The following is a 24649-nucleotide window of genomic DNA, read 5'->3' as shown; positions in this document are numbered from 1 at the left end:
CGGGTGAAGCGGCGCCGGGCGGGCGGGCGCGCCGGGCCGCCCGCCGCGCCGGGGCGGGTCACCCGGGGCGGGTGGGTGCGCCTCACCCGCCCCGGCGGCACGGTGGTGCTCCACGGCCAGCCGAGCGACGGGAGGACAGCGCATGAGCACACCAATGTCGAACGACCAGCGACAGCCGATCTACCTGCGGCAGAGTGGTCGCAGGCAGCTCACGCCCCGGCAGCGCCGGCGCGTCGAGCAGAAGCAGGGACGCTTCGAGCGCCTCGGCGTCCAGCGGGCCGAGGCGCGCCGGCCCGGGCGCTGACCCGGCGGCCGGTGGCGGTCGCGACGGGCCGCCACCGGCCTACGTACCGGCGGGGGACGGCGCGGTGATCGCCCACCGCTCGTGGTCGCGCCACGCCCCGTCGATGAACAGGTAGTCCGGCGAGTAGCCCTCCAGCCGGAAGCCGAGCTTGCGGGCCACCCGGCGGGACGGCTCGTTGCCCGGCTGGATGTTCGCCTCCAGCCGGTGCAGGCCGAGCGCGTCGAAGGCGTGCCGGACCACCAGGCCGATGCCGGCGGAGGCGTGTCCGGTGCCGCTGTAGGGCAGGAAGGCGGCGTAGCCGAGGTAGCCGCCGCGCAGCGCGCCCATGAGGATGCCGCTGATGTTCACGTAGCCGGCGATCGCCCCGGACTCCCGGTCGCAGATCAGGTAGCCGGCGTGGTCCCGGCGGCGGATCTTGCGCAGGTACGCGGCGTACCGCGCCGGGTCGTCGGGGGCGGCGAGCCAGGGGTGGTGCAGGTCCCGGCTGCGCCGGGCCGCCGCGACGAACTCGGCCTCGTCTCTCGGCCGGGGCCGGCGGATGGCGGCCGGACCCGCCGTACGCAGATACCTCACGGCGAACCACTGTCGCCGGGGGTGCCGCCGTTGTCCAGCGGGTTGCGGGCGCGCCCCGGCCCTCACGGACCGGCCGGCCGGTCCGCCCCGTCGCCGACCCGCTCCAGCGTGTAGTGGACGGTCTGGGCGACGATCCAGCCCTGCTCGATGAGGAACGAGTCCGCCCCGTCGCGGACCCGCACGCCCTCGATCTCCGCCGTCCACTCCAGGAACGCCACCCGGCCCTCGACCAACCGGTTCGTGTACACGTACCGGGCGCCGGGCAGCTCCTCCTCCAGCAGCCGCGCCAGCTCCCCGACGCCCGCGTGCCCGCGGAACACGCCGCGCCGCTCCAGGACCACGCACGACGGCGACACGTTGCGCGCCAGGTCCTCCGCGAACCGGTGCTCGCCGGCCAGCCGGAGGTGGTCGTCGAACACCTCCCGCGCCGACCGCGCCCGCAGGGCCTCGTCCGCCACCCGACCCGCGTCCGGTCCGGCCGCGGCGCCCTCCCCCGCCGTCACAGCGGGCCCGGGTACGGCTGCTGCGGCGGCATCGGCACCCGCAGGAAGGTGGCCCCGCGCAGGTCCAGCCAGGCGTGCTCGGGCGAGCGGACCAGCCGCAGCATCACCTCGGCGCAGTTCGGGCAGCGGCCGACGAGGCCGGGCGCGTGCGGGTAGACCCGCAGGCCGGCCACCGGGCCGAGCATCCCGCAGTGCTCGCACCGCCCGGCGGCGGTGCTCAGGTCGACGGCGAACAGCTCGCGCAGCGGGCCGTCCAGCATGTTGCCGTCCAGGTACGACGTGTCGGTCATCGGGCGCTCCTCCTCTTCGACGCCTAGCCGGTCGGGCCGAACCGTTCGGTCCGCACCCGCCGGCCCTGGTGGCCCAGCCCGACGAGCAGGTCCGCCACCGTCTCCACGAACCCCGTCGGGCCGCAGACGTAGCAGAGCGGCTCCAGCTCGGGCGGCCAACCGTGGGCGACGACGTCGGCGGGCCCGATCCGGTGCGGCTCGCCCCGCCAGCCCTGCGGCGCCTCGCGGGTGAACACGTACGTGACGTCCAGGCCCGGGTCGTCGCGGACCCGGCGGCGCAGCTCGTCGGCGTAGAACACGTCGGCCGGGGTGCGCACCGAGTAGAGCAGCCGGAACGGCACCCGGCTGCCGGCGGCCCGGCGGGCGCGGACCATCGCCATCAGCGGCACGACGCCCGACCCGCCGGCCACCAGCAGCACCGGGTCGGCCTCCTCCGACCGCCAGACGAACCAGCCGCCGACCGGGCCGCGCACCTCCACCGGGTCGCCCTCGGCGTAGACGTCGATCAGGTACGGCGACACCTCGCCGTCGGGCACCCGCTGCACCGTCAGCGCGATCCGGTCGGCCTCGGCCGGACCGGCCAGCGAGTACGACCGCGCCGCCTGGTAGCCGTCGGGTGCGGTCAGCCGCACGTCGACGTGCTGCCCGGGCAGGTGCCCCGGCCAGCCGGGCGCCTCCAGCACCAGGGTGTGCGCGCTCGGCGTCTCCACCCGGCGCTCGCGCAGCCGGGCCACCCGCCAGCGCAGCGGGGCGGTCAATCGCCCTGGTACCGCTGCTCACGCCACGGGTCCCCGTAGTCGTGGTAGCCGGCGGTCTCCCAGAACCCGGGCTGGTCCTCCGTGCCGAGCCGGATGCCGCGCACCCACTTGGCGGACTTCCAGAAGTAGAGGTGCGGCACGAGCAGCCGGGCCGGGCCGCCGTGCTCGGCCGGCAGCGGGCCGCCGTCGTAGCGGTGCGCGACCCACGCCCGCCCGCCGCGCAGGTCGGCCAGCGGCAGGTTCGTGGTGTAGCCGCCGTACGAGTGGGCCTGCGCGTACCGGGCCCCGGTGTCGACGCCCTCCAGCAGCGTGTCCAGGGAGACCCCCTGCCAGTCGGTGTTCCGCTTCGACCAGCGGGTGACGCAGTGGATGTCCACCGTCGGGGTCTCCTGGGGCAGCGCCATCAGCTCGTCCCAGCTCCAGCGGAACTCGGCGCCGGACTCGGTGGAGACGACGAACTCCCACGTCTCCAGCGGCACCCGCGGCGTCGGGCCGGCGGAGAGCACCGGGAAGTCCTGCGTCAGGTACTGCCCCGGCGGCAGGGCCGGCTCCGCGGAGCGGGGCCGGCCCTGGAAGCCCGGTGACACGATTCCCACCCGTCAGTCGTACCACCCGGGGTGGGGCGGCGAGGCGCGGTCGGCCGGAACCGCACCGCGACGGGTGACGCCTCAGTGCCGCTCGACCACGATCTCCTTCTCCTTCCCGCTAGCCTTGCTGGTGGCCCGCAGGCTGGTGAGGGTGACGATCACCAGGACGCCGACGATGACGCCCAGGGAGGCGAGGGTCGGGATCTCCGGCACGCCCTTCCAGATGCCGTGCGCCCAGTGCAGGCCCAGCTTGAGGCCGATGAACGCCAGGATGATCGCCAAACCGTAGCTGAGGTGCACCAGCCGGCTGAGCGCGGCGTGCAGCACGAAGTAGAGCGCGCGCAGCCCCAGCAGGGCGAACGCGTTGGTGGCGAAGACCAGGTACGGGTCCTCGGTGATGCCGTAGACGGCGGGCACGGAGTCGACGGCGAAGACGATGTCCGTGGCGAGCAGCGCGGTCACCACGAGGGCGAACGGGGTGAGCGTCCGCCGGCCGGCGATGCGGACCACCATCTTCGGGCCGTGGTAGTCCTCGGTGACCGGCATGAACTTGCGCAGCAGCCGCACCGAGCGCATCTTGCTGATGTCGACTTCCTGCTCGTGCCCGGTGACGGCGTCGCGCAGCAGCTTCGCCGCCGTGAGCAGCAGGATGATCGCGAACAGCAGGAAGGCGAAGTCCAGGGTCTGCAGGGCCGCCGCGCCGATGGCGATGAAGACCGCCCGCAGCAGGAGCGCGCCGGTGATGCCGTAGAGCAGGGCCCGCTGGGCCAGCTCGGCCGGCACCGCGAACGCGGCCAGCAGCAGCATGAAGACGAACAGGTTGTCGACCGAGAGGGACTTCTCGACCAGGTAACCGGTGAGGTACTCCACGCCCTGCTTCGAGCCGAAGCGGGACCAGACCCAGGCACCGAAGGCCAGCGGCAGGGCGATGTAGAACGCCGACCAGCCCAGCGCCTCCCGCATCGACACCTCGTGCGGCTTGCGGGTGACCAGGAAGTCCAGCACCAGCAGGGCGAGCACGGCGGCGATGGTGACGCCCCAGAGCGTGGGGGTGCCGACCGACTGGAGACCGGCGGCAGCAAGATATGGCGAATCGGACATGGAGCCTCCTCGAACACCCTGTCATGTTCGAGGTCTCCTTCACCCACTTTTCGTGGGCAGCCACCCGAGGCGTGCTCCGGGCACGCCGTACTGACCGGGATGGCTCGTGGGAAGTACTCCCCTCGTCGCGACAAGGTTAGGGCAGGCCCGTGGGCTCGGCAAACGCGCACGCCGGAACACGCGTCCCGGCGCCGGACCGACACCGGGCACCCCCGGCGCCGCCGGCGCCCGCCGGGCGCTCAGCGGGCGCTCAGCGGGCGCTCAGCGGGCGCTCAGCGCGCTCTCAGCGGGCGGTGACGGCGGCGAGCACGGCCGCCACGTCGAGGTCGGCCATGCACGCCGGGCCGGCCGCGTCGAGCGGGCAGTGCGCCTCCCACCAGCAGGGCTGCTCGGTGATGGCGGTGGGGCGACGGTACGCGCACCCGGGCAGGCCCTGGAGGTCGGTGCCGCCCATCCCGTACCGCCGGGCGTCGGTGGGACCGAACAGCGCCACGGTCGCGGCGCCGGTCGCGGCGGCGAGGCGCACCGGGCCGGTGTCCGGCCCGACCACCACCCCGCCGCGCCGGCGCAGCGCCGCGAACTGGCCGGCGAGGGTGGGCAGGTCGGAGCGGGGAAGCGGCACCCCGACCGGCGCGGCGGGGTCGACCGGGCCGACGGTGAGCACCGGGTGCCCGCGCCGGGTCAGGGCGAGGGCCAGCCGGTGCCAGTACCGGTCCGGCCAGCGCTTGACCGCCATCCCCGCGTCGGTGACGAGCACCACCGGCGGCGCGAGGGGCTCCCCCACCAGCCGCGCCACGGCCCGCTCCCCCGCCCGCAGGGCCTCGCCGCCCAGGTGCACCCGGGGCCGGGCGGCCCGGTCGGCCGCGTCGAGCAGGCCCTCGGCGCAGAGGATCTCCAGGTAGCGGTCGCCGACCGGCTGCTCCGGCGGCGGATCGCGCCACAGGTTCGTCACGGCCCGCCCGGCGCCGGCCTCGAGCAGCTCGGGGATGCCGTCGTAGCGGGTGGTGGCGACCGCCAGGTCCGGCCGCGTGGCCGCGAGCGCCTCGACGACCGCCTCCCGCTCGGCGCCCGGCCGGCCGTGCCGGGGCGTGCGCACCTCGGCGACCACCGGGTCGGCGCGCACCAGGTCCGCCCCGGGGTCGTGGGTGAGCACCCGCAGCCGCGCGCCGGGGTTGCGGCGGGCCAGGCCGTGCACCGCCGGCAGCAGCATCAGCAGGTCGCCGATCCCGCCGAGCAGGTCGACCACCAGGATGTCCGCGTACCGGTCAGGCATCGGCGCGCCCCAGGGTGCGGGCGTAGAGGTCGCGGTGCGCGGCGGCCACCCTCGGCCAGGAGTACGCGGCGGCGAAGGCCCGCCCGCGCTCGGCGAGCCGGCGGCGCAGCACCGGATCGGCGAGCAGCCTGCCCACGGTGCGTACGATCGCGGCGCTGTCGCGGCGGGCGCCGATCACCGCCACGGCCCCACTGCGGTGCGGCCCGTCGTCGCCGGCGTCGGGCTCCGTCACGGCGGTCGGCACGCCGTGCGCGAGGGCGGCGAGCAGGGCCCCGCTCTTCGTGCTCACCCCGGCGGTGAACGGCAGCACCACCACGTCGGCGGCGTGCAGCGCGGCGGAGACCCGGTCGGCGGGCAGGTGTCCGGTGAACGTCACCGCGTCGGCCACCCCGCACCGCTGCGCCAGCCCGGTCAGCTCGGCGCGGAACGCCCGCGCCTCCTGCTCGGGCAGTGCCTGCGAGGTGAACCCGCCCACCACCAGCAACCGCAGGTCGGGATGGTCGCGGCGCAGCTCGGGCAGCGCCTCGATCAGGTACCGCAGGCCCTTCACCGGGTGCACGAAGCCGAAGAAGGCCAGCAGCGGCGCGCCCTGCGGCAGGCCCAGCTCCGCCCGCAGGCGCGCCCCCGCCGTGGGCGCGCCGACGTGGTCGACGACGTTCGGGGCGATCGGGATGTGCGTGGCCGCCCGGCCGGTGCGCGTCCGGACCACGTCGCCGTGGCCGGGGTTCGTGACGATCACGGCCGCGCTGGCCGGCACCAGCCGGCCGGACTCCCGGTCCCAGCAGCGGGCCCGCTCCACCGCCGACCAGAGCCGCCCCGGCAGCCAGCCGGGGCAGGCCCACCAGCCGTACTCGTGCAGGGTGGTGACCAGCGGCACCCGCCGGGGCAGCCGCCAGGGCAGCAGTCCGGGCTGCCCCGAGAACCGGTACGCCGACGGGGCGAACTGCACGTGCACCACGTCGGGGGCCAGCTGACGGACCCGGCGGGCGGCCCGGGCGGTGGCGACCCGCCAGCGTCCCCGCTCGGCGTCGGGGCGGACCGGCACCGGGGTCGCGTCGACGCCGACGCCGGCGAGCGCCTCGACCAGGTGCGTCACGTAGTCGCTGACGCCGTCGGCGTCGGGCCGACCGGGACCGTGCAGCATGGCCACCCTGATCCGGTCGTCGACCACGCCACCTCCCGCGTCTCGGCGGGCGGGTTCCCGACCCCTTACGACGCAAACGCGCCTCGCCTATGGTGTGCCGATGACCGAGGACGTCCCGGCCGGCCCGCTGGCCGGCGTACGGGTGATCGAGCTCGCCGGCATCGGGCCCGGCCCGTTCGCCGCGATGATGCTGGCCGACCTGGGCGCGGACGTGGTCCGGGTGGACCGGGCCACCGACGTGGACCCGGAGGCGTTCGGCACCCCGCACCCGGACCTGCTCAACCGGGGACGCCGCTCGGTCGGGGTGGACCTGAAGTCCCCCGGCGGCCGGGAGGTGGTGCTGGCCCTGGTCGCCGGCGCCGACGCGCTGGTCGAGGGGTTCCGCCCGGGGGTCACCGAGCGGCTCGGCATCGGCCCGGCGGACTGCCTCGCGGTGAACCCCCGGCTGGTCTACGGGCGGATGACCGGCTGGGGGCAGGACGGCCCGGCGGCCCCGTACGCGGGGCACGACATCGGCTACGTGGCGCTGACGGGCGCGCTGCACGGCATCGGCCGGGCCGGCGAGCGCCCGGTGCCGCCGATGAACCTGCTCGGCGACTTCGGCGGCGGCGGGATGATGCTCGCCCTCGGCCTGGTCTCCGCCCTGTACGCGATGCGCGGCGGCGCGCGGGGGCAGGTGGTCGACGCGGCCATCGTCGACGGCGTGGCGGTGCTCAGCACGCAGATCCACGCGCTGCGCCAGCTCGGCATGTGGCAGGACGCGCGCGGGGTGAACCTGCTCGACGGCGGCGCACCGTTCTACGACACCTACGAGTGCGCCGACGGCCGGTACCTGGCGGTCGGCGCACTGGAGCCACGGTTCTACGACGAGCTCGTCCGGCGCACCGGCTTCCCGCTGCCCCCGGACGAGGCGCTGGACCGCACCGACCCGGCGAACTGGCCGGAGCTGCGCCGGTCGTGGGCGCGGCTGTTCCGCACCCGGACCAGGGACGAGTGGACGGCGCTGCTGGACTCCTCGGACGCCTGCGTGGCGCCGGTGCTGGACTGGCGGGAGGCGCCGGACCACCCGCACCTGGCCGCGCGGGGCACCTTCGTGCGGCGCGACGGGGTCACCCAGCCGGCCCCGGCACCCCGCTTCTCGGGCACCCCCACCGCGCTGCGCCGCCCGCCACCCCAGCCCGGCGAGCACACCGACGAACTGCTGGCCGAGGCGGGCTTCGACCCGCAGCGCGTCGCCGGCCTGCGCGCCGCCGGCGCCGTCGCCTGACCGGCCGGCACCGCCCCGGCCGGCACCTCGGGCGGCCGGCACCGCCGACGGCCGGCACGGCCACTTCCGGGCCTGCCACGGTCGGCGCCGCCGCCGCGGCGGACGGCGGGCAGCGGACGGTGGACGTCGGGCACGGGCGGACGGTGGGTGCGGTCAGGAGCGGCGCAGGGTGGCGCCCGGCGCCATCGCGGGCTCGACCATGTCCCGGTAGTCGCGTGGGAGCTGGACCACCACGTCGTCGAACTCGCCGCCGCTGATCGCCTCGCGCAGCGTGACGAAGACCGCCCGGGCGGCGTCCCGCGCGGCGGGCTCACCCACCCCGGCCCGGACGGCGACGCGGGCGACGAACTCGGCCGCGCCGAACCGCTCCGCCGACTCGGTGCGAGGGCTCGGCTTCAGCACGAGCTGCAGGGGTCGAGGCAGCTGGGCGGCCAGGTCCAGCACCTCCCCGCCGGTCAGCCGCTCGGCGAGGGTCTCCAGCATCGCCCGGGTCAGCGCCACCGCCTGCTCCGAGGAGGTACGGGTGCGCTGGGCGACCTGGTCGACGAAGGTGTCGTAGTTCATCCGGGCTCCTTGGGGCTGCGTCGGGGCCTGCGCGTACCCGCCGGAGCGGCCGGGAAACGGTGGGGATTTCCGCGTCGGGCGGCGCGTGACGGCCCGCCGGGCGGGTAACCGCCGCCGGTCGTGACCCGATCGATGCCCCGGAGGAGCCGACACCATGGCGAGTTACGCCGACGTGCTGCAGTACCTGTCGAGCCTGGACTACCCGGCCGAGAAGGACGACGTGGTACGCGAGGCCGAACGGGAGGGCGCCCCGCCGGACGTGCTGCGCGCGTTGCGGGCCCTGCCGCCGGTCGACTACGCCAACGGCAACGAGGTGGCCCGCTCCGCGGGCATCGAGGCGGCCCCAGAGGTCGACCCCGCCCAACGGGCGGCGCAGGCCCGGGACAAGCACCAGCGGGTGTCGCAGCACCTGCGCGGCATCTGAGCCTTGCCACCGTGGGCCGGCAGCGCGCCCGGGCCGGGCACGCCCGGGCCGAACCGCGGCACCCGCGCCGGGCGGGACCGCGCCGGTGACGGATGACGACCCACCGGCCGGCCGGGCACACCCCGGCCGCGGTCCAGCTCACCGTGATGGGCGTGGTCGGCCTGGTGGTCGGCGGGCTCACCGCGCTGGCCGCCACGCCGGCGCTGGCGCCGCTGGCCGGCTGGGACGCCGCCGCGCTGAGCTGGCTGGTGCTGGTCTGGCACAAGCTGTGGCCGATGGACGCGCGGCGCACGGCCCGATTGGCGGTGTACGAGGACCCCAACCGGGCGGCGCGTGACGCGCTGCTGCTCGCCGCCTGCCTGGCCAGCCTGCTGGCCGTCGGCGTCGTGGTGACCCGCGCGCACGGCGGATCCGCCACGCCCGCCCGCAACGTCTACGGCGGGCTGGGCGTGCTGAGCGTGCTGCTGTCCTGGCTGGTGGTGCACACCGTGTTCGCCGCCCGGTACGCGCGGATCTACTACACGGGGCCCGACGGTGGGATCGACTTCAACCAGCCCGAGCCGCCCCGCTACTCGGACTTCGCCTACCTGGCGTTCACCGTCGGGACGACGTTCCAGGTCTCCGACACGGCGCTGACCAGCAACGAGATGCGCCGGACGGCGCTGCGGCACTCGATGGTGTCGTACCTGTTCGGGGCCTTCATCATCGCGGTCACGGTGAACCTGCTGGCCGGCCTGGCGAGATGAGCGGGGTGGCGGCGCCCGGCGAGAGGGCGGGAGTGCCGGACAGGCGGGCGCCCCGGTCGCGAACCGCGACCGGGGCGCCACGCAGAACCTGTCCGGTGGCCGGTCGGACCCGAACCGGGCCGCGACCACCAGGCGGTCGATGTACGCCCGAACCGGGCGGGCATCTGTGCCGCGACAAGCATACGATGAAACATCATCCGTTCGGCTGATTACGGCACAAGTGTGGGCCAGCCCACCGCGGCGTCAGGCGGCCAGCTCCGCGTACCGCTTCTCCAGGTCGACCCGGGCCAGCGCCCCCACCAGCCAGGCCAGGCGCTCGGACTCGCCGCTGCCGGCCAGGCCCGCCAGGTCGTCGGCGGAGCGGCCCAGCCCGAGCCTGCGGGCCGCGACGAGCGCCCTGCGGTCGGCCACCGGCGCCACCTCCCGCCACAGCGCCTGGGCCTCGCGCAGGAACAGGTCCACCACCTCGGCGTCGACCCCGGGCAGCTCGGTGAGCAGTTCCCGCTCCCGGGCCGGGTCGTGGTGGGCCACCGCGCGCAGCCGGCGCAGGTCGCCCCGGTAACGCTCCACCACGGCGCGGGCCAGGTCGCCCAGGGTGTCGGCGAGCGCGTCGACGTCGCCGCGTTGACCGCTGTCGCGCAGCACGCGGATCCGGTCGGCGTGCAGGGAGCGGGCCAGCCGGGCGGCGCTGTCCCAGCCCGCGGCGGGCAGGGCGTGCGCGCTGTCCACGGCCCGCCGGAAGTCACCCCGGCGGGCCAGCAGCACGGCGAGACAGAGCACCTGGAACAGGCTCGACGGGTTGTTGATCACCCGGAAGCCGTACTGCTCGGCGAAGCCGCGCCCGCTGCCGGCGAGCCGGCGTACCAGGCGTTTCCTGTCCTCGACGCGGGAAGTGGCTGTGGTCGGCATGCCGGCGACTACCCACGCCGCGCCCGCCCACGCCTGCCCGCCTCAGCCGCGCCCGCCCCGTCTCAGTCGATGCCCGCCTCAGCCGGCGCCTGCCCCGTTCCAGTCGCGCCTGGCCGCCTCAGCCGCGCAGCCCGCCGCTGCGGTCGCGCGCCTTGAGGCGGGTGGTCGGCAGCGCCGGGGCAGGCAACGGCGGGGCGGGATCGTCGGCGACGACGCCGAAGCGCCGCCCGGCCATCCAGTCCTCCCGGGCGGCAGCCACCTCCTCGTGCGAGCGGCCGACAAAGTTCCACCACATCACCAGCGGCTCCTCGAACGGGGCCCCGCCGAGCAGCAGCAGCCGGCTCCCCGGCTCGCCCGTCAGGGTGAACCGCTCCCGGCCCGTGCCGAGGTAGAGCAGCGCCCCCGGGGCGATCCGCACCCCGTCGACCTCGGCGGCGCCGGACATGGCCAGCAGCCCGTACTCGAAGTCCGGACGCAGCGGCAGCGTGGCCGGCGCGGGCCCGCGCAGCTCCACCTGCGCGCCCAGCAGCGGGGTGTAGGTCAGGGCCGGCGATCGCTCGCCCGCGAGCTCGCCAACCAGCAGGGTGACGTCCAGCTCGCCGTCGCGCCAGCGCGGCAGGTCGGCGTGGTGGGCGAAGTCGGCGTCCCCGGCGCGGGCGGGGTCCGGCAGCGCCACCCAGAGCTGCACGCCGTGCATCAGCGGCGGATGCCGCTCGGGCGACCGCTCGGAGTGTGCGATGCCGTGCCCCGAGGTCATCACGTTGAGCTGGCCGGGGCGGATCGGCTGGACGTTGCCCAGGCTGTCCCGGTGCAGGATCTCCCCGTCGAGCAGCCAGGTCACGGTCTGCAGGCCCGTGTGCGGGTGCGGCGGCACCTCCATGCCGGGCCGCTCGGCCACGTCGTCCGGGCCGAAGTGGTCCACGAAGCACCACGCTCCGACCATCCGCCGTTGCCGCTGCGGGAGCAGCCGGCGAACGGTCGTGTAGCGACCCAGCGGCACATCGTGGCCCGGCAGCAGGACGCTGCCGGGATCGGCGCTCGCCACGCCGGGTGGTCGGGTCTCCGCGGGCACCTTCTCGGTACGCTCCACCGCCCGACTGTACGCCCGGGCGAGGACCCGAAGCTGTCGGCCGCCCACCGCCCAGCCGGCCCCGCCCCAGGTCCGACCGGCTCCGCCATGCGTCGCCCAGACGCTCACCCGGCTTCGGCTCCAGCTTGGCCTGCCTCCGACTCCGACCGGCTTGGCCGCCTCGCTCCGACTTGCTCCCGGCGCCGGCTTGGCCGCCTCCGGCTCCAACTTGCTCTCGGCTCCGGCTTGGCCGGCTCCGACCCAGGCTTGACCGACTCCGACCCCGACTCCGGCTCCGGTTGTGGCTGGTGGCTGTGGCTGCGGCTGCGGCTGTGGCTGCGGCCCGGCTCCGGACATGCGTCTGGCCGGCACCCCGGGTGGGGTGCCGGCCAGCGGCGTCAGTCCTTGCGAGGTCAGCTGTTCCAGTGCTCGGCGACGAGGTCGGCGGCCTGCTGCTCCCACTGGGCGTAGTGGTCGGGGTACGCCGAGACCTGCACGGTCTGGGCGGCCTCGGTCAGCGGCATGTCCTGCCACCCGTCGACCTGCTTCAGGCCCTTGAGGAACGCCATCGTGGAGTACTCGGGGTCGGTGATCTGCTCGACGGTGCCCCAACCCGAGGTCGGGCGCTGCTGGAACAGGCCCTGCGAGTCGTGGTCGTTGCGCTCACCCAGGTGACCCAGGTTCTCCAACTTCGACTCCTGCAACGCGGTCGCGATCGACACCACGGCGGCGCGCTCGTCCATGCCGGCCTTCTTCGTCGCCGCGATGATCGCCTTGACGTTGCCGACCTGCTCGTCGGAGAGCTCGATACGCGACTGCGCACCCTGCACACCATGCGGCACCAGCTTCGCCTTGTCGACCGACGGCTTGTCGGCCTGCACCGCCACCGCCACCGGCATCGACTCCACCGACGGGACTGCGTGGGCGGTCGCGGGACCGGCGAACACACCACCGGCAAACGCCAGACCAGCAACACCAAGAACGCTCTTACGCAGAATCGTGTTCATCACAGATGCTCCATTCGGGGGTCGGCACCCACACCGAAAAAGGGGGATCCGGCTGTGTGGGCGCAAGCACCGTCCGGCGCTCATGAACAAACTCAGGGGAGATCTCCGGCATCTCGCCGAAGGAAGAAGATCAGATCGGCCATGTCGGCCGGGAGGATCGGGCTGATTCGTGGGGCGGGGGATGCCCTCACGTCGGCCGGACCATGTGTAACGACCGCCGGCCCGCCATCATTCCGGGGGCCCGGCCCACCATCCTGGGGCGCGGTCTTGCTCGGTCGTACGCAGGGTGTAACGACCCCACCCCGGCCACGATTCCGCCCCCACGATGCCCCCGGTCACACCCCGAAACCGGACACCGGCCCCGATCGGGGACCCGATGACGCCGGCCGGTCGATGCCGCACCGGACACCTATGACGTAACCGGACGCCACCTGCATCCGGGGTCGAGGCGCGATCGGTGGGAATCTCGGTAAGACGGCCCGTGGCGGGCGGTTCGTACCAGGAGCCACCAGTGCCGCTGGGCGGCACTCATGATCGATTGACGCTCCGCCGGGCTCCGCGCTGCCGTTTGCCCGGGCCAGCGTCAACGGATCATGGGAATGCGACGAGGACCAACCGGCCGCCCGGACGATACGCGGGCAGGCAGCGGCGCTACGGGCGCCGGCGGGCGCTAGGGGTGTAGGCAGGCATGGCCCCGGAAGGGAGGGTGAGCCGAGGACGGCGAGCGGGCACCGACGGGGTGTGGCCCGCCGTGCCCGGCGCAGGGATCAAGCCTGACCGCCCGGAGCCGGGTACGGCGGGCCGCACCCCCACCACGACGGACCCGCAACCACCCGACGCCCCGCAACCACCCGACGCCCAACCACCCCAACGACCGCGCAACTAACCACCGACGCCGCGCCACCACCGCACCGAACGCGCAACCACCGAGGCCGTCCAACAACCGCACCGAGCCCGCCAACACCCCGACGCCGCCGCGAAACCGCCCCGGCGGCGCCCCGCAGCACCCGGCGACGCCCGCGCGACCACCCGGCGGCGAACTCCCCAAGAAGACGAGCGCCCGCCTCAGCACGCCTCGCGCAGCAGCGGTTCCGTCTCCTCCTCGGTGATGGCCTCCCGGACCTGCCGGGCCAGCAGGTGGTGCTGGGCGTCCCGGGCGATGGCCTCGCCGAGGCGGGCGTGGTGCGCCGCCTCCGCGAGCCGACCGGCCGCCCGGTGCGCCGCGACGAGCCCGATGAGGGCGCAGACCTCGCCGCGCCGGTAGCCGATCTCCCGGCTGAGCCGCAGGGCCTCGTGCAGGAGCGCGATCGCCGGCCCCGGGCCCTGCAGACCCAACGCGATCAGCCCGTGCGTACTCAGCGACTCCGCCTCGACGCGACGCCTGCCGATCGCGCGCGCGATGCTCAGGCACTCGTCGGCGAGGCGGAGCGCCTTGGCGTCGTAGCCGAGGTCGACGTAGGCGGCGGCGAGTTGGTCAAGGTCGGTGGCGACTCCGTAGAGGTTGCGCAGCTGCCGGCGGATCACCACGGCGCGGGTCAGGTGCACCACCGCCAGGGCGGGCCGGCCGAGCGCCCGGAGCCCGACGGCGAGGTTGTGCAGGGCGTTGGCGACGTCGTTGGTCGGCCGGTCGGGCCCGGCGAGGGCGGTGAACCCGGTCAGGGCCGTGTGCTGGGCGCGGAGCGCCTCGCCCACCTGGTCGAGTTCGAGCTGCACCACGCCGAGGTTGCTCAGGCAGCTCCACTCGGCGTGCCGGTTGCCCAGCTCCCGGTAGAGGCGGAGGGCGTCCGCGTAGCACCTGCCCGCCTCGGCGAGGTCGCCCTCCTCGCGGTGCACGACGCCGAGGTTGTTGAGGATGGACGCCTGCCCGGCCCGGTTGCCCAGCCGGCGCTGGAGCACCAGCGCGGTGGCGAACCGCCGTCGGGCGTCGGGGTAGTCGGCGCGGCTGGCGCTGAGCGTGGCCAGGCTCAGCTCCATCGCGGCGACGCCGTGGTCGTCGCCCTCCCGGCGTGCCTGGTCCAGGCCCAGTTCGACGACCATGCGCCACTCGCCGTGGGCCCCCGTCTCCTGCAGGTGGCCGCGCATCCGGTCGGCCAGCTGCCAGGCGAGCCCGGGCGGGCCGTGCTGCGCCGAGTGGCGGATCGCGGCGAGCAGGTTGGCGTACTCGGTGTGGAACCACTGCGGGGACTCGGCTTCGTCCGGCGCGTCGGAGACCCGGGCGAGGGTGTCGGGCGGGGGCAGGAAGGTCATCCGCGGGTAGGCACGACGGGCGAGGGCGTCGGCGGTGGCCAGGTAGGAACCGAAGAGCCGGGCGAGGGCGGTGGCGCGCTGCTCGTCGCTGTCCTCCGTGCGGGACCGTTCGGCCGCGTAGAGCCTTATCAGGTCGTGGGTGACGTACCAGCCGCAATGTCCGGGGCGCACCAGGTGGCCGGCGGCCAGGGTGCGCAGGAGGCCGTCGGCGTCGGCCCAGCCCGCGTCCAGCAGCGCCGCCACCTCCGCCGTGGTGAAGCAGTCCACCGGGGCCGACGCCAGCAGCCGCAGCGCGCGCCGCTCCGGTGCGCCGAGCCGCCGGTAGGACGGCTCGATCGCGGTACGCAGCGCGACCTCCGGGTCGCCCGGCACCGACAGGCCGCCGAGCCGGTCCCCGTGGCGCAGTCGCCGTACGTAGCCGGTCGCGTCGGACAGGCCCGCCGTGGCCAGGTTGGCCGCCGCGATCCGCAGCGCGAGCGGAAGGTGGCCGCACAGCGCGGCCAGCTCGGCCACGACGCCGGGCGCGACGGTGATCGCGTGCTCCCGGAACACCGACGTCAGCAGGGCTGCGGCGTCGGCCGGGGTGAGCGGGTCGAGGCTGACCGCCCGCCCGCCGTGCAGGGCCACGAGACCGCCGAGCGTGCTGCGGCTGGTGACGATCACCGCGCAGCTCGCCGTGCCGGGCAGCAGTGGCGCGACCTGCTCGGCCGAGGCGGCGTCGTCGAAGACGAGCAGCACCCGCCGTTCGGCGAGGGCGGCCCGCAGCGCCGCGGCGCGGGCGTCGGTCGTCGCCGGTTGGGCGGAGCCGCGTACGCCGGCGTTGGTGAGCAGTTCGGCGAGGACGTCCGCCGGCCGGGCCGGGTCCACCTGCTGCCCGCGCAGCCGCACGAACCACTGGCCGTCGGGGAAGAGGTCGCCGAGGCGGTGACCGACGTGGACGGCCAGGGCGGTCTTGCCGACGCCCGGCGTCCCCGAGACGGACACCAGCGGCAGGCGCCCCGCGGCGGCCGCCGCCGCGATGGACGCCTCGACGGCCGCCACCACGTCGGCGCGGCCGTGCAGCGTGCCGGGATCGGCGGGAAGCTGGAACATCGGGTTGGCCGGCGGTGCGGGGTCGGGCGCGGGTCGCGTCACCGTCGCGGCGGACGGGGGCGGTTGCCAGCGCAGCTCCGGATCCGAGCGGAGGATGCCCGTGCGCAGGTCCCGCAGCGCGGGCCCCGGGTCCAGACCCAGATCCTCGGCGAGGATCGTGGCCAACCGCTGGTAGGCGTCGAGGGCCTCGGCCTGCCGGCCGCTGCGGTAGAGGGCGAGCATCAGCTGCGCCCAGAACCGCTCCCGCAGCGGGCTGCGCCGGGCCGCCCCCCGCAGCTGCGTGACGATCTCGGCGTGGCGGCCCAGGGCGAGTTCGGCGTCGAAGTACGTCTCCGTCGCGCGCTCCCACCGCTCGGTCAGCGCCGGCACGTCCTCGCGGTGCAGCACCTCGGACACGACGTCGGCCAGCGGCTCGCCGCGCCACAGCGCGAGGGCCCCGCGCAGCAGGTCGGCGCGCCGCCCCGGATCGTCGGTCCGGTTCGCGGCGGCCAGCAGTGCGTCGAACCGGCCCAGGTCGAGGGCGTCCGGTGGCAGCTCGACGAGGTAGCCGTTTGCGCGGGTGACGATCAGCTCGCTCTGGTGATCCTCACCGACCAGGCCACGGCGCAGCCGCCCGACCAGGGAGTGCAGGGAAGCCTTGGCGTGGGCGGGCACCTCGTCGCCCCAGACCCGGTCGACGAGCGCGGGGACGCTCACCGTCTCGCCCCGGTTGAGCAGCAGCGTGGCCAGCAACGCCCGCTGCCGGTTGGCCGGGACGGGGGTCGCGCGCCCGTGCCGGCTCACGCGCAGCGCGCCGAGCACGCCGAAATCCCACTCCACGACAGCCCCCTGCGCCGCGCCGGCCGCGCCCCGTGACGCCGACCGAGAGCGACGGTAACACGACGCTCCGACACGACCGTCCCTCCGCGACGCCGGGCGGTCGTCGCCGCCGACGGCGCGGGTGGCGCTGGCCGGTGACCCGCCCGCCCGGCCGCCGGGCGGGCCTGTCCCGGCCAGACGGCCGGCCCGTCGAACCGACGGCAGCGCGACGACAGTGGATCGGCGGCGGCCGGTGCGACGGTGCCCCCGACAGTGAGGAGGGGCGGATGACGCGAGTGGACTTCCGCATCCTGGGGCCGATCGAGGCCGTCCGGGCGGGGCGAGGGCTGCCGCTGGCCGGCACGCACCAGCGGACTGTGCTGGCCGCGCTGCTGCTCGCGCGGGGCCGGGTGGTCAGCGTGGACCGGCTGGTGCGCCTGCTGTGGAACGAGCGACCGCCGGTGACGGCGCGCACCCAGGTGCGCAAGGGGATCTCGGGCCTGCGCGGCGCGCTCGGCGCCGACCGGGTCCGGTCGTGGCGCGACGGGTACGCCGTGCGGCTGGAGGCCGGCGAGCTGGACCTCGACCGGTTCCAGCACGAGGTGGGACGGGCTGCGGCGCTCCTCGGCGCGAGCCGGCCGGCCGAGGCGTCGACGGTGCTGCGGCGGGCCGAGGCGCTGTGGCGGGGGCCGGCCTTCGCCGACGGCAGCGCCGAACTGCTGCGCGCGGAGGCGCCGCACCTGGAAGAGGCGCGGCTCGCGGCGGTCGTCGAGCGGATCGGGGCGGATCTCGACCTCGGCCGCCACGAGCAGGTGGTCGGCGAGCTGACCGGGCTGGTGCGACGGTATCCGCTGCGGGAGCGGCTGCGCGGCCAGCTCATGCTCGCCCTGCACCGCAGCGGCCGTACCGCGGACGGCCTCGGGGTCTACCGGGACGGGCGCGCGGTGCTGTCGACGCAGCTCGGCATCGAGCCGGGGAAGGAGCTGCGCGACCTGCACCGAGCGATGCTCGGCGGTGACACTCCCCCGACGGGTCGGCCCGCCCCACCAGGCGGGCGCGCGGGGCAGGCCGCCGCCCCGGCCGGGCCGCCCGCCCGTCCCGCCCCGCCGACCACCCCACCGCCGCCAGCCCGGTCGGTCCCGCCACTGCCGGACCGGTCGGTCCCGCCGGCCGCCCGGCCGGTGGTCGGCCGACCCGTGGTCGGTCGGCCGGCGGAACTGCCGCCGCCGGTGGCGGACTTCGTGGGGCGCGGGGCGGAGGTCGACGCCCTCCGCGCCGCGCTGACGGGCGGTCCGCGCCCCGTGGCGGTCGTGCACGGTCGCGGCGGGACCGGCAAGACGGCGCTCGCGCTGGAGGTGTCGCACGCGCTCGCCGGCCGCTTCCCCGACGGCCAACTCTTCGCCGAACTCGGCGACCGGAATCCGGCGGAGGTGCTGGGCGGGTTCCTGCGAGCGCTGGGCGTCGAGGAGGCGACCCTGCCGGCGTCGCCGCAGGAGCGCGGCGCCCGCTACCGCAGCCTGCTCGACGGCCGGCGGCTGCTGGTGGTGCTGGACGACGCGCGGGCCGAGGCGCAGGTGGCCCCGCTGCTGCCGGGCGCCCCGGGGTGCGCCGTGCTGGTCACCAGCCGTACCCGGCTGGGGGTGCTGTCCGGCGCGGACCGCCACCGGCTGGGGACACTGCCGGCGCGCCACGCCGTGGAGCTGCTGTCGCGCATCGCCGGGCCCGACCGGATCGCCGCCGAGCCGGCCGACGCGCGCCTGCTGGTGGCCCGCTGCGGGCGCCTGCCCCTCGCGGTGCGGATCGCCGGGGTGCGACTGGCCGCGCGGCCACACTGGCGGCTCGCCCGACTGGTCCGGCGGCTGCGGGACCCCCGCCGGCGCCTGGACGAGCTGACCGCCGCCCACCTCGACGTGCGGGCGAGCCTGGCCCGCGACCACTCGGCGCTCGACGCGCCGCTGCGGCGGGCCCTGCGGGTCGCGGCGCTGCTGCCGTACGCCCCCTTCGGACTCGCCGAGCTGGCCCGCCGCCTCGACGTGCCGCCCGAACTCGCCGAGGACCTCACCGAGGCGTTGGCCGAGGCGGGCCTGCTCGACGTGGTCGACGACGACGGGGCGACCTACCGGCTCGACGGCCTGGTCCAGGCGTACGAGCGCGAGCGCGCCGAGGGGCTGCGCCGCGCGTCTGCCTGCGCCGTGCGGCCGGAGCACCCGGGCGGGGGCCGCGTGGCCCCCGCCCGGTCCGCCGTCACACGCAGGGCCCGCCCCAGTAGTGCGAGCTGATCTCGTTGTCGGCGGGGGTGCCGTCGTTGAACACCTCCCAGCCGAGGGTGAAGTCCTGCCAGTAGTCGCCGTGGTCCAGGCACATCCGGCCGCCCCGGTAGAACGTCTCGACGTGCATGTGCACCGCGCTGACCTCCGGGACGTAGAACCCGTTGTTCCAGACCGAGGTCGCCATGTTGTCGAGGCCGTAGTATCCGCCGCAGTCCCACCGGCCGCCGGTCCCACCGCCGCCCGCGTTACCCCAGTTCTTCTCCGTTCCCTCCCAGGCGCACCACTTGCCCTGGAAGTTGGCGTGCTCGTAGGCGTAGAACCAGCCGTCGGCCTCGGCGGCCGAGGTGCTGCCGGCGGTGGACCCCGCCCGGCCGGCCGTCCCGGCGACCGCCGGGGCCTTGTAGGGCAGGTCGACGTGTTCGGCGGGGCCGTCCCGGTCCGGCTCGGCCGCCGCCGCGGGGCCGGACTGCCCCACCGCCGGAGCGAATCCGGGCGTCGCCGACGCGGTGCCCGGCGCGACGGCCAGCAGCGTCACGAGCGTCGCGACGCCCGCCATGAGCGTGTACAGGCGTTTCATCTGTTCCTCCTTCTCGGCACGGCGACGGTCGCCGGGCCGGTCATCGGTCTTCGGATGCGGCGACGACGGCCCGGGCCCGGGACAGCGCCGCCCGTTCGAGCCGGTCCCGCGTCGCCACGTCCTGTCGGTGGGCCGCCGCCAGGTCAGCGCCGTGGCGGGCGTCCAGGGCCCGGGCGGTGGCGGCCAGTCCGCCCTCGGCGCACCGCGCCTCGGCGACGGCGGCGGCGACCTCGGCCGCGCGTCCCCGGTCGGCCACGTGCTCGCGCAGCTGCCCGGGCGTGTCGACCGGGTACCCCCGCTGCCGCAGGCACTGCGACCATGGCCGCAGCGCCGCCGTCCAGGCGGGGTCCGCGAGCACCCGACGCTCCCGCAGGGACGCCAGCTGGGCCACCACCTTGCTCGAGCGGTACCAGGCGGCCAGGTTGCCGTAGAGCCGGTGCCACGCCTGCGCGGTGCAGCCCTCGGCGCTGTGCCGGATGACGCCGCCGGACGGCAGCCGCGCCTCCAGGCCCTCCGGGCGGGCGCCGTTGAGCGCGACCAGCGCCGCGGCGCGCCGGTCCCGGGGCAGGGCGGCGAAGTACCGCTGGTTGGGGTCGGCGAGCCGGCGGGCGTTCGCCGCCTCGATCAGGTCCGTGCCGAACCCGTGCGCCCGGGCCCACTCGACGTCGTCGACGACGTACGGGAACACGCGCGGTTCGTCCGTCCGCTTTGGCGGGCCCAGCCACAGCTGGAAGCCCGCGCGGTTCATGCACTCCCTGGTCAGGAGCTGCTCGGCCCGGTCCAGCACGCGCCGGTCATCGGCGGTGACCGCGACCGGGGGGACCGGCGCGGGGCCGGGGGACGGCGGGGTGGCCGACGACCCGGTCAGGGGCGACGCGGCCACGAGCGCGGCGGCGACGGCCAGGGCCGCCCACCAGCCCCGCCGCAGCGGCCCGGTCGTTCTCCGTACTCGCATGGGGCGAGCACACCAGTGGCGGGTACCGATTCCGTACCGCCGCCGTACCCGCCGTCGCCTGGCGTGGCGGAGCCCGGCCCCGGCTCACGGCCCGAGGCGCCGCGCACCGCCGGCGCCCGGCGGGTGATCCCCCGGTGGCAGGGGGCTCAGGCCGGCAGGGTGGCGGTCAACCGCTGCGCGGCGACCTGCGCCCCGTCGGGGCGGATGACGGCGGCGAACGCGTGGGCGCGGGCCGCCACCTCGGGCCGCAGCGCGGCGCCGAGAGCCGCGGTCAGCGACTCGGCGGTCGGTACCGCGCCGGGGTGTGCGGTGCCGATGCCCAGCGCGGACACGCGTCGCGCGAAGTAGTGCTGGTCGTAGACCTGCGGTATGACGACCTGTGGCGTCCCGGCCCGCGCGGCCGTGGTCGTGGTGCCCGAGCCGCCGTGGTGGATCACTGCGGCCACCTCCTTGAACAGCGCCTGCTGGTTCACCTCGCCGACGACCAGGCAGTCGGGCGCCCGGTCGGTGAGCGTGAGTGGCGCCCAACCCCGGGAGACGACCAGACGACAGCCGACCGCGCGCACCGCCCGGATCGCCGTCTCCAGCAGGCCGGGGGGCGCGGCGACACTGCCGAATCCGACGTAGACGCACGGTGCACCGGCGTCGAGGAAGGTCCTCAACTCGGTGGGCAGGGGCCGCTCGTCCGGCAGGAGCCAGGCGCCCGGTTGATAGACGTCCGTGCCGGCGGCATCCGGCCAGGGCGCCAGTGTCGGGTCGGTGGCCAGCCACGGCTGGTCGGTGTGGATGTGGTCGCTGACGTCGTCGACCGGGGCCAGTCCCAATCCCGCCCGGAGCGCGTTGAGCGGCACGCCGAAGGTGTCGTTGACCTGCCGCAGGTTGGCGGCCCACAGTTCGCCGTTGTCGGCCGACGCGGGGGGTGGCGCCTGCCCGAGCAGTGGCAGCGGCAGCGGCGGATGGTGCGGTGAGGGAAGGGCCGCCGGGCAGAGCGCCGCGAAGACGTACGGTATGCCCCGCTTCTCCGCCACGGTACGGGCGGCGATCTGCAGGCCGGTTGACGCGACGAGGACGTCACAGTCCCGGGCCGCCGCCGACAGCACCTCGAACTGGATGCCGATGGAGGACGCGGCCAGCTGACGTACCTGTGCCGGCGAGGGTCGGGGCGCGGCGGCGCGCGGCCTGGGCGCCGCGGACCTGCGCCAGGGCGGGCCGACGGGCACGAAGGGAATCTTGAAGGTCGCCACCCACCGGGCGAAGTCCGGCGGGGCGCAGAGGCGGACCTGCAGGCCGAGAGCCTTCAGCCGCGCTGCCAGCGCCACCAGGGGTTGGACGTCGCCACGCGACCCGAGGGTCGACAGCAGTACGCGCTTCATGTTCGCCTTTCCGTCTGTTGCGGCGGATCCGGGCGCGGCGTGACGGGGCCGGGACACCTGCGGCGGGCCTGGTTGCACCGTCGATCCACCAGCCCGGCGCCGGTGCCGTGGGTCACGCCCTGGCGGCGACCGGGCCGGGCGTTCGGCGCGCGGCGCTGGCGACGGGCCGGCGGGCCCGCAACGTCAGCACGTCGCCGAGCCCTTCGACCGTGCGCAGCTCGGCCGCGTACTCGGCGGCCTGTGCCTGGCGCAGGTAGTCCAGCGTCTGCGGGTCGGCGGCGCACATCCCGGGCGTCGAATCGGCGGTGGCCACCAGGTGGACCTCACCGGCCAGCGCCACCGAGGCGGAGATGAACTGGCAGAGCTCCGGCCACAGGAGGTATCGCCAGAAGTCGACGCTGACCACCGCGTCCAGGCTGCCCGGCGGCATGGGCGGGGCGACGCCGAGCAGGTGGAAGTTGGTCGGCCCGATGGGTGCGGCGTAGTCGAAGGTGAGCGCCGAGGCGGGCAGCCCCGACTCGGCGCGGCCGGTGCCTATCCAGAGCGCCCTGGGTCCCCCCAGCTGGCCGGCGAGGCGCGCGGCGGCGGGCCCGATGGCGCAGGCCGACCGCTCGACGCACTCCTCGATGAGCGCCCGGTAGTGCAGGATCCGCCGGATCGCCTCGTACCCCATGACCGCGGTGAGGAACTCCCACTCGAGGCAGGAGTACATCTTGGCCGCCTGCTGGAAGTTGGCCTTCATCTCCATCCAGTTGCGGGTGATGTTCTTGTGGTGCGGCAGGTGGACGACCCGGGCCTCGTCGTCGTAGCCGAAGTTGACGCCGTCCGGCAGGCTCCGGTCCACGCGGTAGAACAGCTCGACGTCCTCCACGCCGTAGCTCAGGCCGAACGCCTCGCGGTAGCCACCGACCTGCGCGAAGAGCGAGGTGGCGAGCGAGATGTTGTGCGTGTAGGCGACCACCCAGCCGGCCCGCAGCCAGGCGCCGTCGTCGTCCGGGAGTCCCGTCGCGAACCGCAGGTCGCCGCCGTGCGGGAAGGCCCGCGCAATCGTGTGCGACTCCCCGGCGAGCACGGCGGGCAGGTCCGCGAGGCCGATCTCGTCCCGCCGGCCGATCAGCACCGCCGCGTTGCCGGGCGTGCTGTGCCACGCCAGGTGCCTCTCCAGCAGGTCGGGCACCGCCCACGAGTCGGCGTCGAGGAAGACCAGCAGGGGCGCGGAGGCGCGCCGCGCCCCTTCGTTGCGGGCGACGGAGCGGCCCTTGCGCCGGGGGAGCTCCAGCACGCGCAGGCGGAGGCCGGCGCCCTCGGCGAGAGCCTGGGCGTACCCGTCGGACGAGCCACCGTCGCGGACCACGATCACTTCGAAGCGTTCCGGCGGCAGCGTCTGCCGGGTCAGCGCCCGCAGGGTCAGCGCGAGGCACTGCGGATCCTGGTAGGTCGGCATCACCACGCTCAGCGCCGGGCGGATGGTGGGCAACGACATGGCGATCCTCTCCGTCGGACGAACGTGCCATCGGAGTTCAGGCGACAGTAGCCAGAGAATAGCGTTCCGCAAGGATTCTTTATTACATACGTAGGGGTCGATAGGGGTAGGACCGTCCACTCACGACAGTCGTCGCGCCGGCCGGGCGTACTCGCGCGCCCGCCGACCGCCGGCGGGACATCGACCGCCGGCACGCCCACCGACCACCGGCGGGACCGTCGACGCGCGACCGCCCGGCCCACCCGGCGACCCGGCGCATCGGGCCCGGGAGCCCCGGAGGCCACCCCGAGGGGTTCCGGACCGGGCGTGGTGGCACCCGCCGTGGCTACGCCCGGCTCAGCGCGGCAGGCCGCGGTCCGGGGCCTGCCCGTCGGAGTAGGCGCTGCGGTAGATCGTGCCCCGACCCGTCGGGTCCGGCGCGTAGGGCAGCGGGGCGGGCTCGACGGGCGGGAGGGGATCGACGGGCGGGGCGGGCTCGACGGCCGCCGTCGCGCCGCGCCGGGCCCGGATGACCCGGGAGACCACGAACCAGCCGGCGGCGGCCACGCAGGCGACGATGACGACCTTCTGCAGCACGCCGGCGTACCCCTCGACCAGGTGCCAGTTGTCGCCGAGCAGGTAGCCGGCCATCACGAAGGTGGTGTTCCAGATCAGGCTGCCGAGCGTCGTGTAGACCGCGAAGGTCCACACCGGCATCCGCTCCACGCCGGCCGGGATGGAGATCAGGCTGCGGAAGATGGGAATCATCCGGCCGAAGAAGACGGCCTTCACCCCGTGCCGCAGGAACCACTCCTCGGTGCGGTCCACGTCGCTGAGCTTGACCAACGGCAGCCGCTGCGCGATCGCCCGCACCCGCTCCCGGCCGAGCGCGGCGCCGATCCAGTACAGCGCGAGGGCGCCGAGCAGCGAGCCGAGGGTGGTCCAGAAGATCGCGCTGACCACGCTCATCCGACCCTGGCCCGCGACGAAGCCGGCCAGCGGCAGGATCACCTCGCTGGGGATCGGCGGGAAGAGGTTCTCCAGGGCCACGGCCAGACCCGCGCCGGGGCCGCCGAGCCGCTCGACCAGGCCGATGACGAAGCCGATCAGTCCGTCCTCGGGCGGCGCGGCCTCCGCGGTGGTGGAGCCGGCGGCGAGCAGGGCGTGCGCGGTACGAATCATGACTCACACGCTACGAACCGATCCTGGGAGCCCGCCACGGGGCCGGCCCTCCCGTTCGGCGGACGCCCGGGTGGGCAGACCGCAGGGCCGCCCGCCTCTACCGTGCGGCCCGCGCGGCGACGGCGCGGGCGGGGCGCCCACGGCGCCGCGCGCCCCCCGGCCGCCCGCGCCCCT

At 75.7% G+C, this 24649-nt stretch carries 23 protein-coding genes; 5 read left to right on the top strand and 18 right to left on the bottom strand.

All coding sequences use genetic code 11. The annotated features are described in order from the left end of the window. The first annotated feature begins 142 nt into the window (after positions 1-142). Positions 143-304, top strand: coding sequence for a hypothetical protein (locus tag AB0G08_RS25635; RefSeq protein WP_334609429.1), 162 nt, complete (start codon positions 143-145; stop codon positions 302-304). Between the two features lie 39 nt (positions 305-343). On the opposite strand, the gene AB0G08_RS25630 is transcribed toward AB0G08_RS25635, so the two are convergent. From AB0G08_RS25630 to AB0G08_RS25595, 8 genes are all read right to left on the bottom strand, one after another. Then, entirely contained in the window at positions 344-877 is a 534-nt protein-coding gene (locus AB0G08_RS25630) for a GNAT family protein (protein WP_358092203.1), read from the bottom strand. Positions 878-939: 62 nt separating this feature from the next. After that, the gene (locus tag AB0G08_RS25625) at positions 940-1335 is read right to left on the bottom strand and encodes a hypothetical protein (protein WP_358092201.1); all 396 of its coding nucleotides are present in this window, start codon (positions 1333-1335) and stop codon (positions 940-942) included. Positions 1336-1376: 41 nt separating this feature from the next. Then, the gene (locus AB0G08_RS25620; RefSeq protein WP_358092199.1) at positions 1377-1670 is read right to left on the bottom strand and encodes a DUF6510 family protein; all 294 of its coding nucleotides are present in this window, start codon (positions 1668-1670) and stop codon (positions 1377-1379) included. 23 nt (positions 1671-1693) lie between these two features. Next, positions 1694-2428, bottom strand: a complete 735-nt coding sequence (locus AB0G08_RS25615) for a ferredoxin reductase (protein WP_358092197.1) — start codon at positions 2426-2428, stop codon at positions 1694-1696. Then, positions 2425-3015 (bottom strand): sulfite oxidase-like oxidoreductase, encoded by a 591-nt coding sequence (locus tag AB0G08_RS25610; protein ID WP_357882679.1) that lies wholly within the window; start codon positions 3013-3015, stop codon positions 2425-2427. Before AB0G08_RS25610 ends, AB0G08_RS25615 begins: the two co-directional genes overlap by 4 nt. 81 nt (positions 3016-3096) lie before the next feature. Further along, positions 3097-4116 (bottom strand): TerC/Alx family metal homeostasis membrane protein, encoded by a 1020-nt coding sequence (locus AB0G08_RS25605; RefSeq protein WP_358092195.1) that lies wholly within the window; start codon positions 4114-4116, stop codon positions 3097-3099. Between the two features lie 283 nt (positions 4117-4399). After that, the gene (locus AB0G08_RS25600) at positions 4400-5389 is read right to left on the bottom strand and encodes a glycosyltransferase family 9 protein (RefSeq protein ID WP_358092193.1); all 990 of its coding nucleotides are present in this window, start codon (positions 5387-5389) and stop codon (positions 4400-4402) included. Beyond that, on the bottom strand, positions 5382-6560 hold the full coding sequence (locus AB0G08_RS25595; RefSeq protein WP_358092191.1) for a glycosyltransferase: 1179 nt from the start codon (positions 6558-6560) through the stop codon (positions 5382-5384). The genes AB0G08_RS25600 and AB0G08_RS25595 overlap by 8 nt, the downstream gene beginning before the upstream one ends. Positions 6561-6633: 73 nt before the next feature. Here AB0G08_RS25595 and AB0G08_RS25590 point away from each other — a divergent pair, with 73 nt between their 5' ends. Further along, positions 6634-7800, top strand: coding sequence for a CaiB/BaiF CoA-transferase family protein (locus AB0G08_RS25590; protein WP_358092189.1), 1167 nt, complete (start codon positions 6634-6636; stop codon positions 7798-7800). A gap of 153 nt (positions 7801-7953) precedes the next feature. On the opposite strand, the gene AB0G08_RS25585 is transcribed toward AB0G08_RS25590, so the two are convergent. Beyond that, a complete protein-coding gene (locus tag AB0G08_RS25585) occupies positions 7954-8364 on the bottom strand; it encodes a DUF2267 domain-containing protein (RefSeq protein ID WP_358092187.1) in 411 nt (136 codons plus the stop codon). A gap of 154 nt (positions 8365-8518) precedes the next feature. Here AB0G08_RS25585 and AB0G08_RS25580 point away from each other — a divergent pair, with 154 nt between their 5' ends. Further along, a complete protein-coding gene (locus tag AB0G08_RS25580) occupies positions 8519-8788 on the top strand; it encodes a DUF2795 domain-containing protein (RefSeq protein ID WP_358092185.1) in 270 nt (89 codons plus the stop codon). 92 nt (positions 8789-8880) lie between these two features. Continuing rightward, positions 8881-9534, top strand: coding sequence for a DUF1345 domain-containing protein (locus AB0G08_RS25575; RefSeq protein ID WP_358092183.1), 654 nt, complete (start codon positions 8881-8883; stop codon positions 9532-9534). A 243-nt stretch (positions 9535-9777) separates the two neighbouring features. Here the strand turns inward: AB0G08_RS25575 and AB0G08_RS25570 are convergent, their stop codons facing one another. The 4 genes from AB0G08_RS25570 to AB0G08_RS25555 form a co-directional block, all read right to left on the bottom strand. Then, positions 9778-10443 (bottom strand): hypothetical protein, encoded by a 666-nt coding sequence (locus tag AB0G08_RS25570; RefSeq protein ID WP_358092181.1) that lies wholly within the window; start codon positions 10441-10443, stop codon positions 9778-9780. A gap of 118 nt (positions 10444-10561) precedes the next feature. Further along, entirely contained in the window at positions 10562-11533 is a 972-nt protein-coding gene (locus AB0G08_RS25565; RefSeq protein WP_358092179.1) for a pirin family protein, read from the bottom strand. 392 nt (positions 11534-11925) lie between these two features. Further along, a complete protein-coding gene (locus tag AB0G08_RS25560) occupies positions 11926-12519 on the bottom strand; it encodes a hypothetical protein (protein ID WP_358092177.1) in 594 nt (197 codons plus the stop codon). A 1065-nt stretch (positions 12520-13584) separates the two neighbouring features. Continuing rightward, entirely contained in the window at positions 13585-16677 is a 3093-nt protein-coding gene (locus tag AB0G08_RS25555) for a BTAD domain-containing putative transcriptional regulator (RefSeq protein WP_358092173.1), read from the bottom strand. Between the two features lie 266 nt (positions 16678-16943). Between AB0G08_RS25555 and AB0G08_RS25550 the strand changes: the two genes are divergently transcribed. Continuing rightward, complete coding sequence (locus AB0G08_RS25550; RefSeq protein ID WP_358092171.1) at positions 16944-18935, top strand: BTAD domain-containing putative transcriptional regulator; 1992 nt, start codon at positions 16944-16946, stop codon at positions 18933-18935. Here the strand turns inward: AB0G08_RS25550 and AB0G08_RS25545 are convergent. From AB0G08_RS25545 to AB0G08_RS25525, 5 genes are all read right to left on the bottom strand, one after another. Continuing rightward, entirely contained in the window at positions 18901-19503 is a 603-nt protein-coding gene (locus AB0G08_RS25545; RefSeq protein ID WP_358092169.1) for a hypothetical protein, read from the bottom strand. The two genes, AB0G08_RS25550 and AB0G08_RS25545, sit on opposite strands and share 35 nt — an antisense overlap. A 40-nt stretch (positions 19504-19543) precedes the next feature. Then, complete coding sequence (locus AB0G08_RS25540; RefSeq protein WP_358092167.1) at positions 19544-20458, bottom strand: hypothetical protein; 915 nt, start codon at positions 20456-20458, stop codon at positions 19544-19546. Positions 20459-20604: 146 nt separating this feature from the next. Beyond that, complete coding sequence (locus tag AB0G08_RS25535) at positions 20605-21831, bottom strand: glycosyltransferase (protein ID WP_358092165.1); 1227 nt, start codon at positions 21829-21831, stop codon at positions 20605-20607. Between the two features lie 112 nt (positions 21832-21943). Further along, positions 21944-23314 (bottom strand): glycosyltransferase family 2 protein, encoded by a 1371-nt coding sequence (locus tag AB0G08_RS25530; RefSeq protein ID WP_358092163.1) that lies wholly within the window; start codon positions 23312-23314, stop codon positions 21944-21946. A gap of 336 nt (positions 23315-23650) precedes the next feature. After that, entirely contained in the window at positions 23651-24475 is an 825-nt protein-coding gene (locus AB0G08_RS25525) for a DedA family protein (RefSeq protein ID WP_358092161.1), read from the bottom strand. Positions 24476-24649 lie beyond the last annotated feature (174 nt).

The sequence above is a fragment of the Micromonospora sp. NPDC023644 genome (assembly GCF_040640115.1).
Taxonomy (GTDB): domain Bacteria; phylum Actinomycetota; class Actinomycetes; order Mycobacteriales; family Micromonosporaceae; genus Micromonospora.
This window is presented reverse-complemented; position numbering and strand designations above follow the sequence as displayed.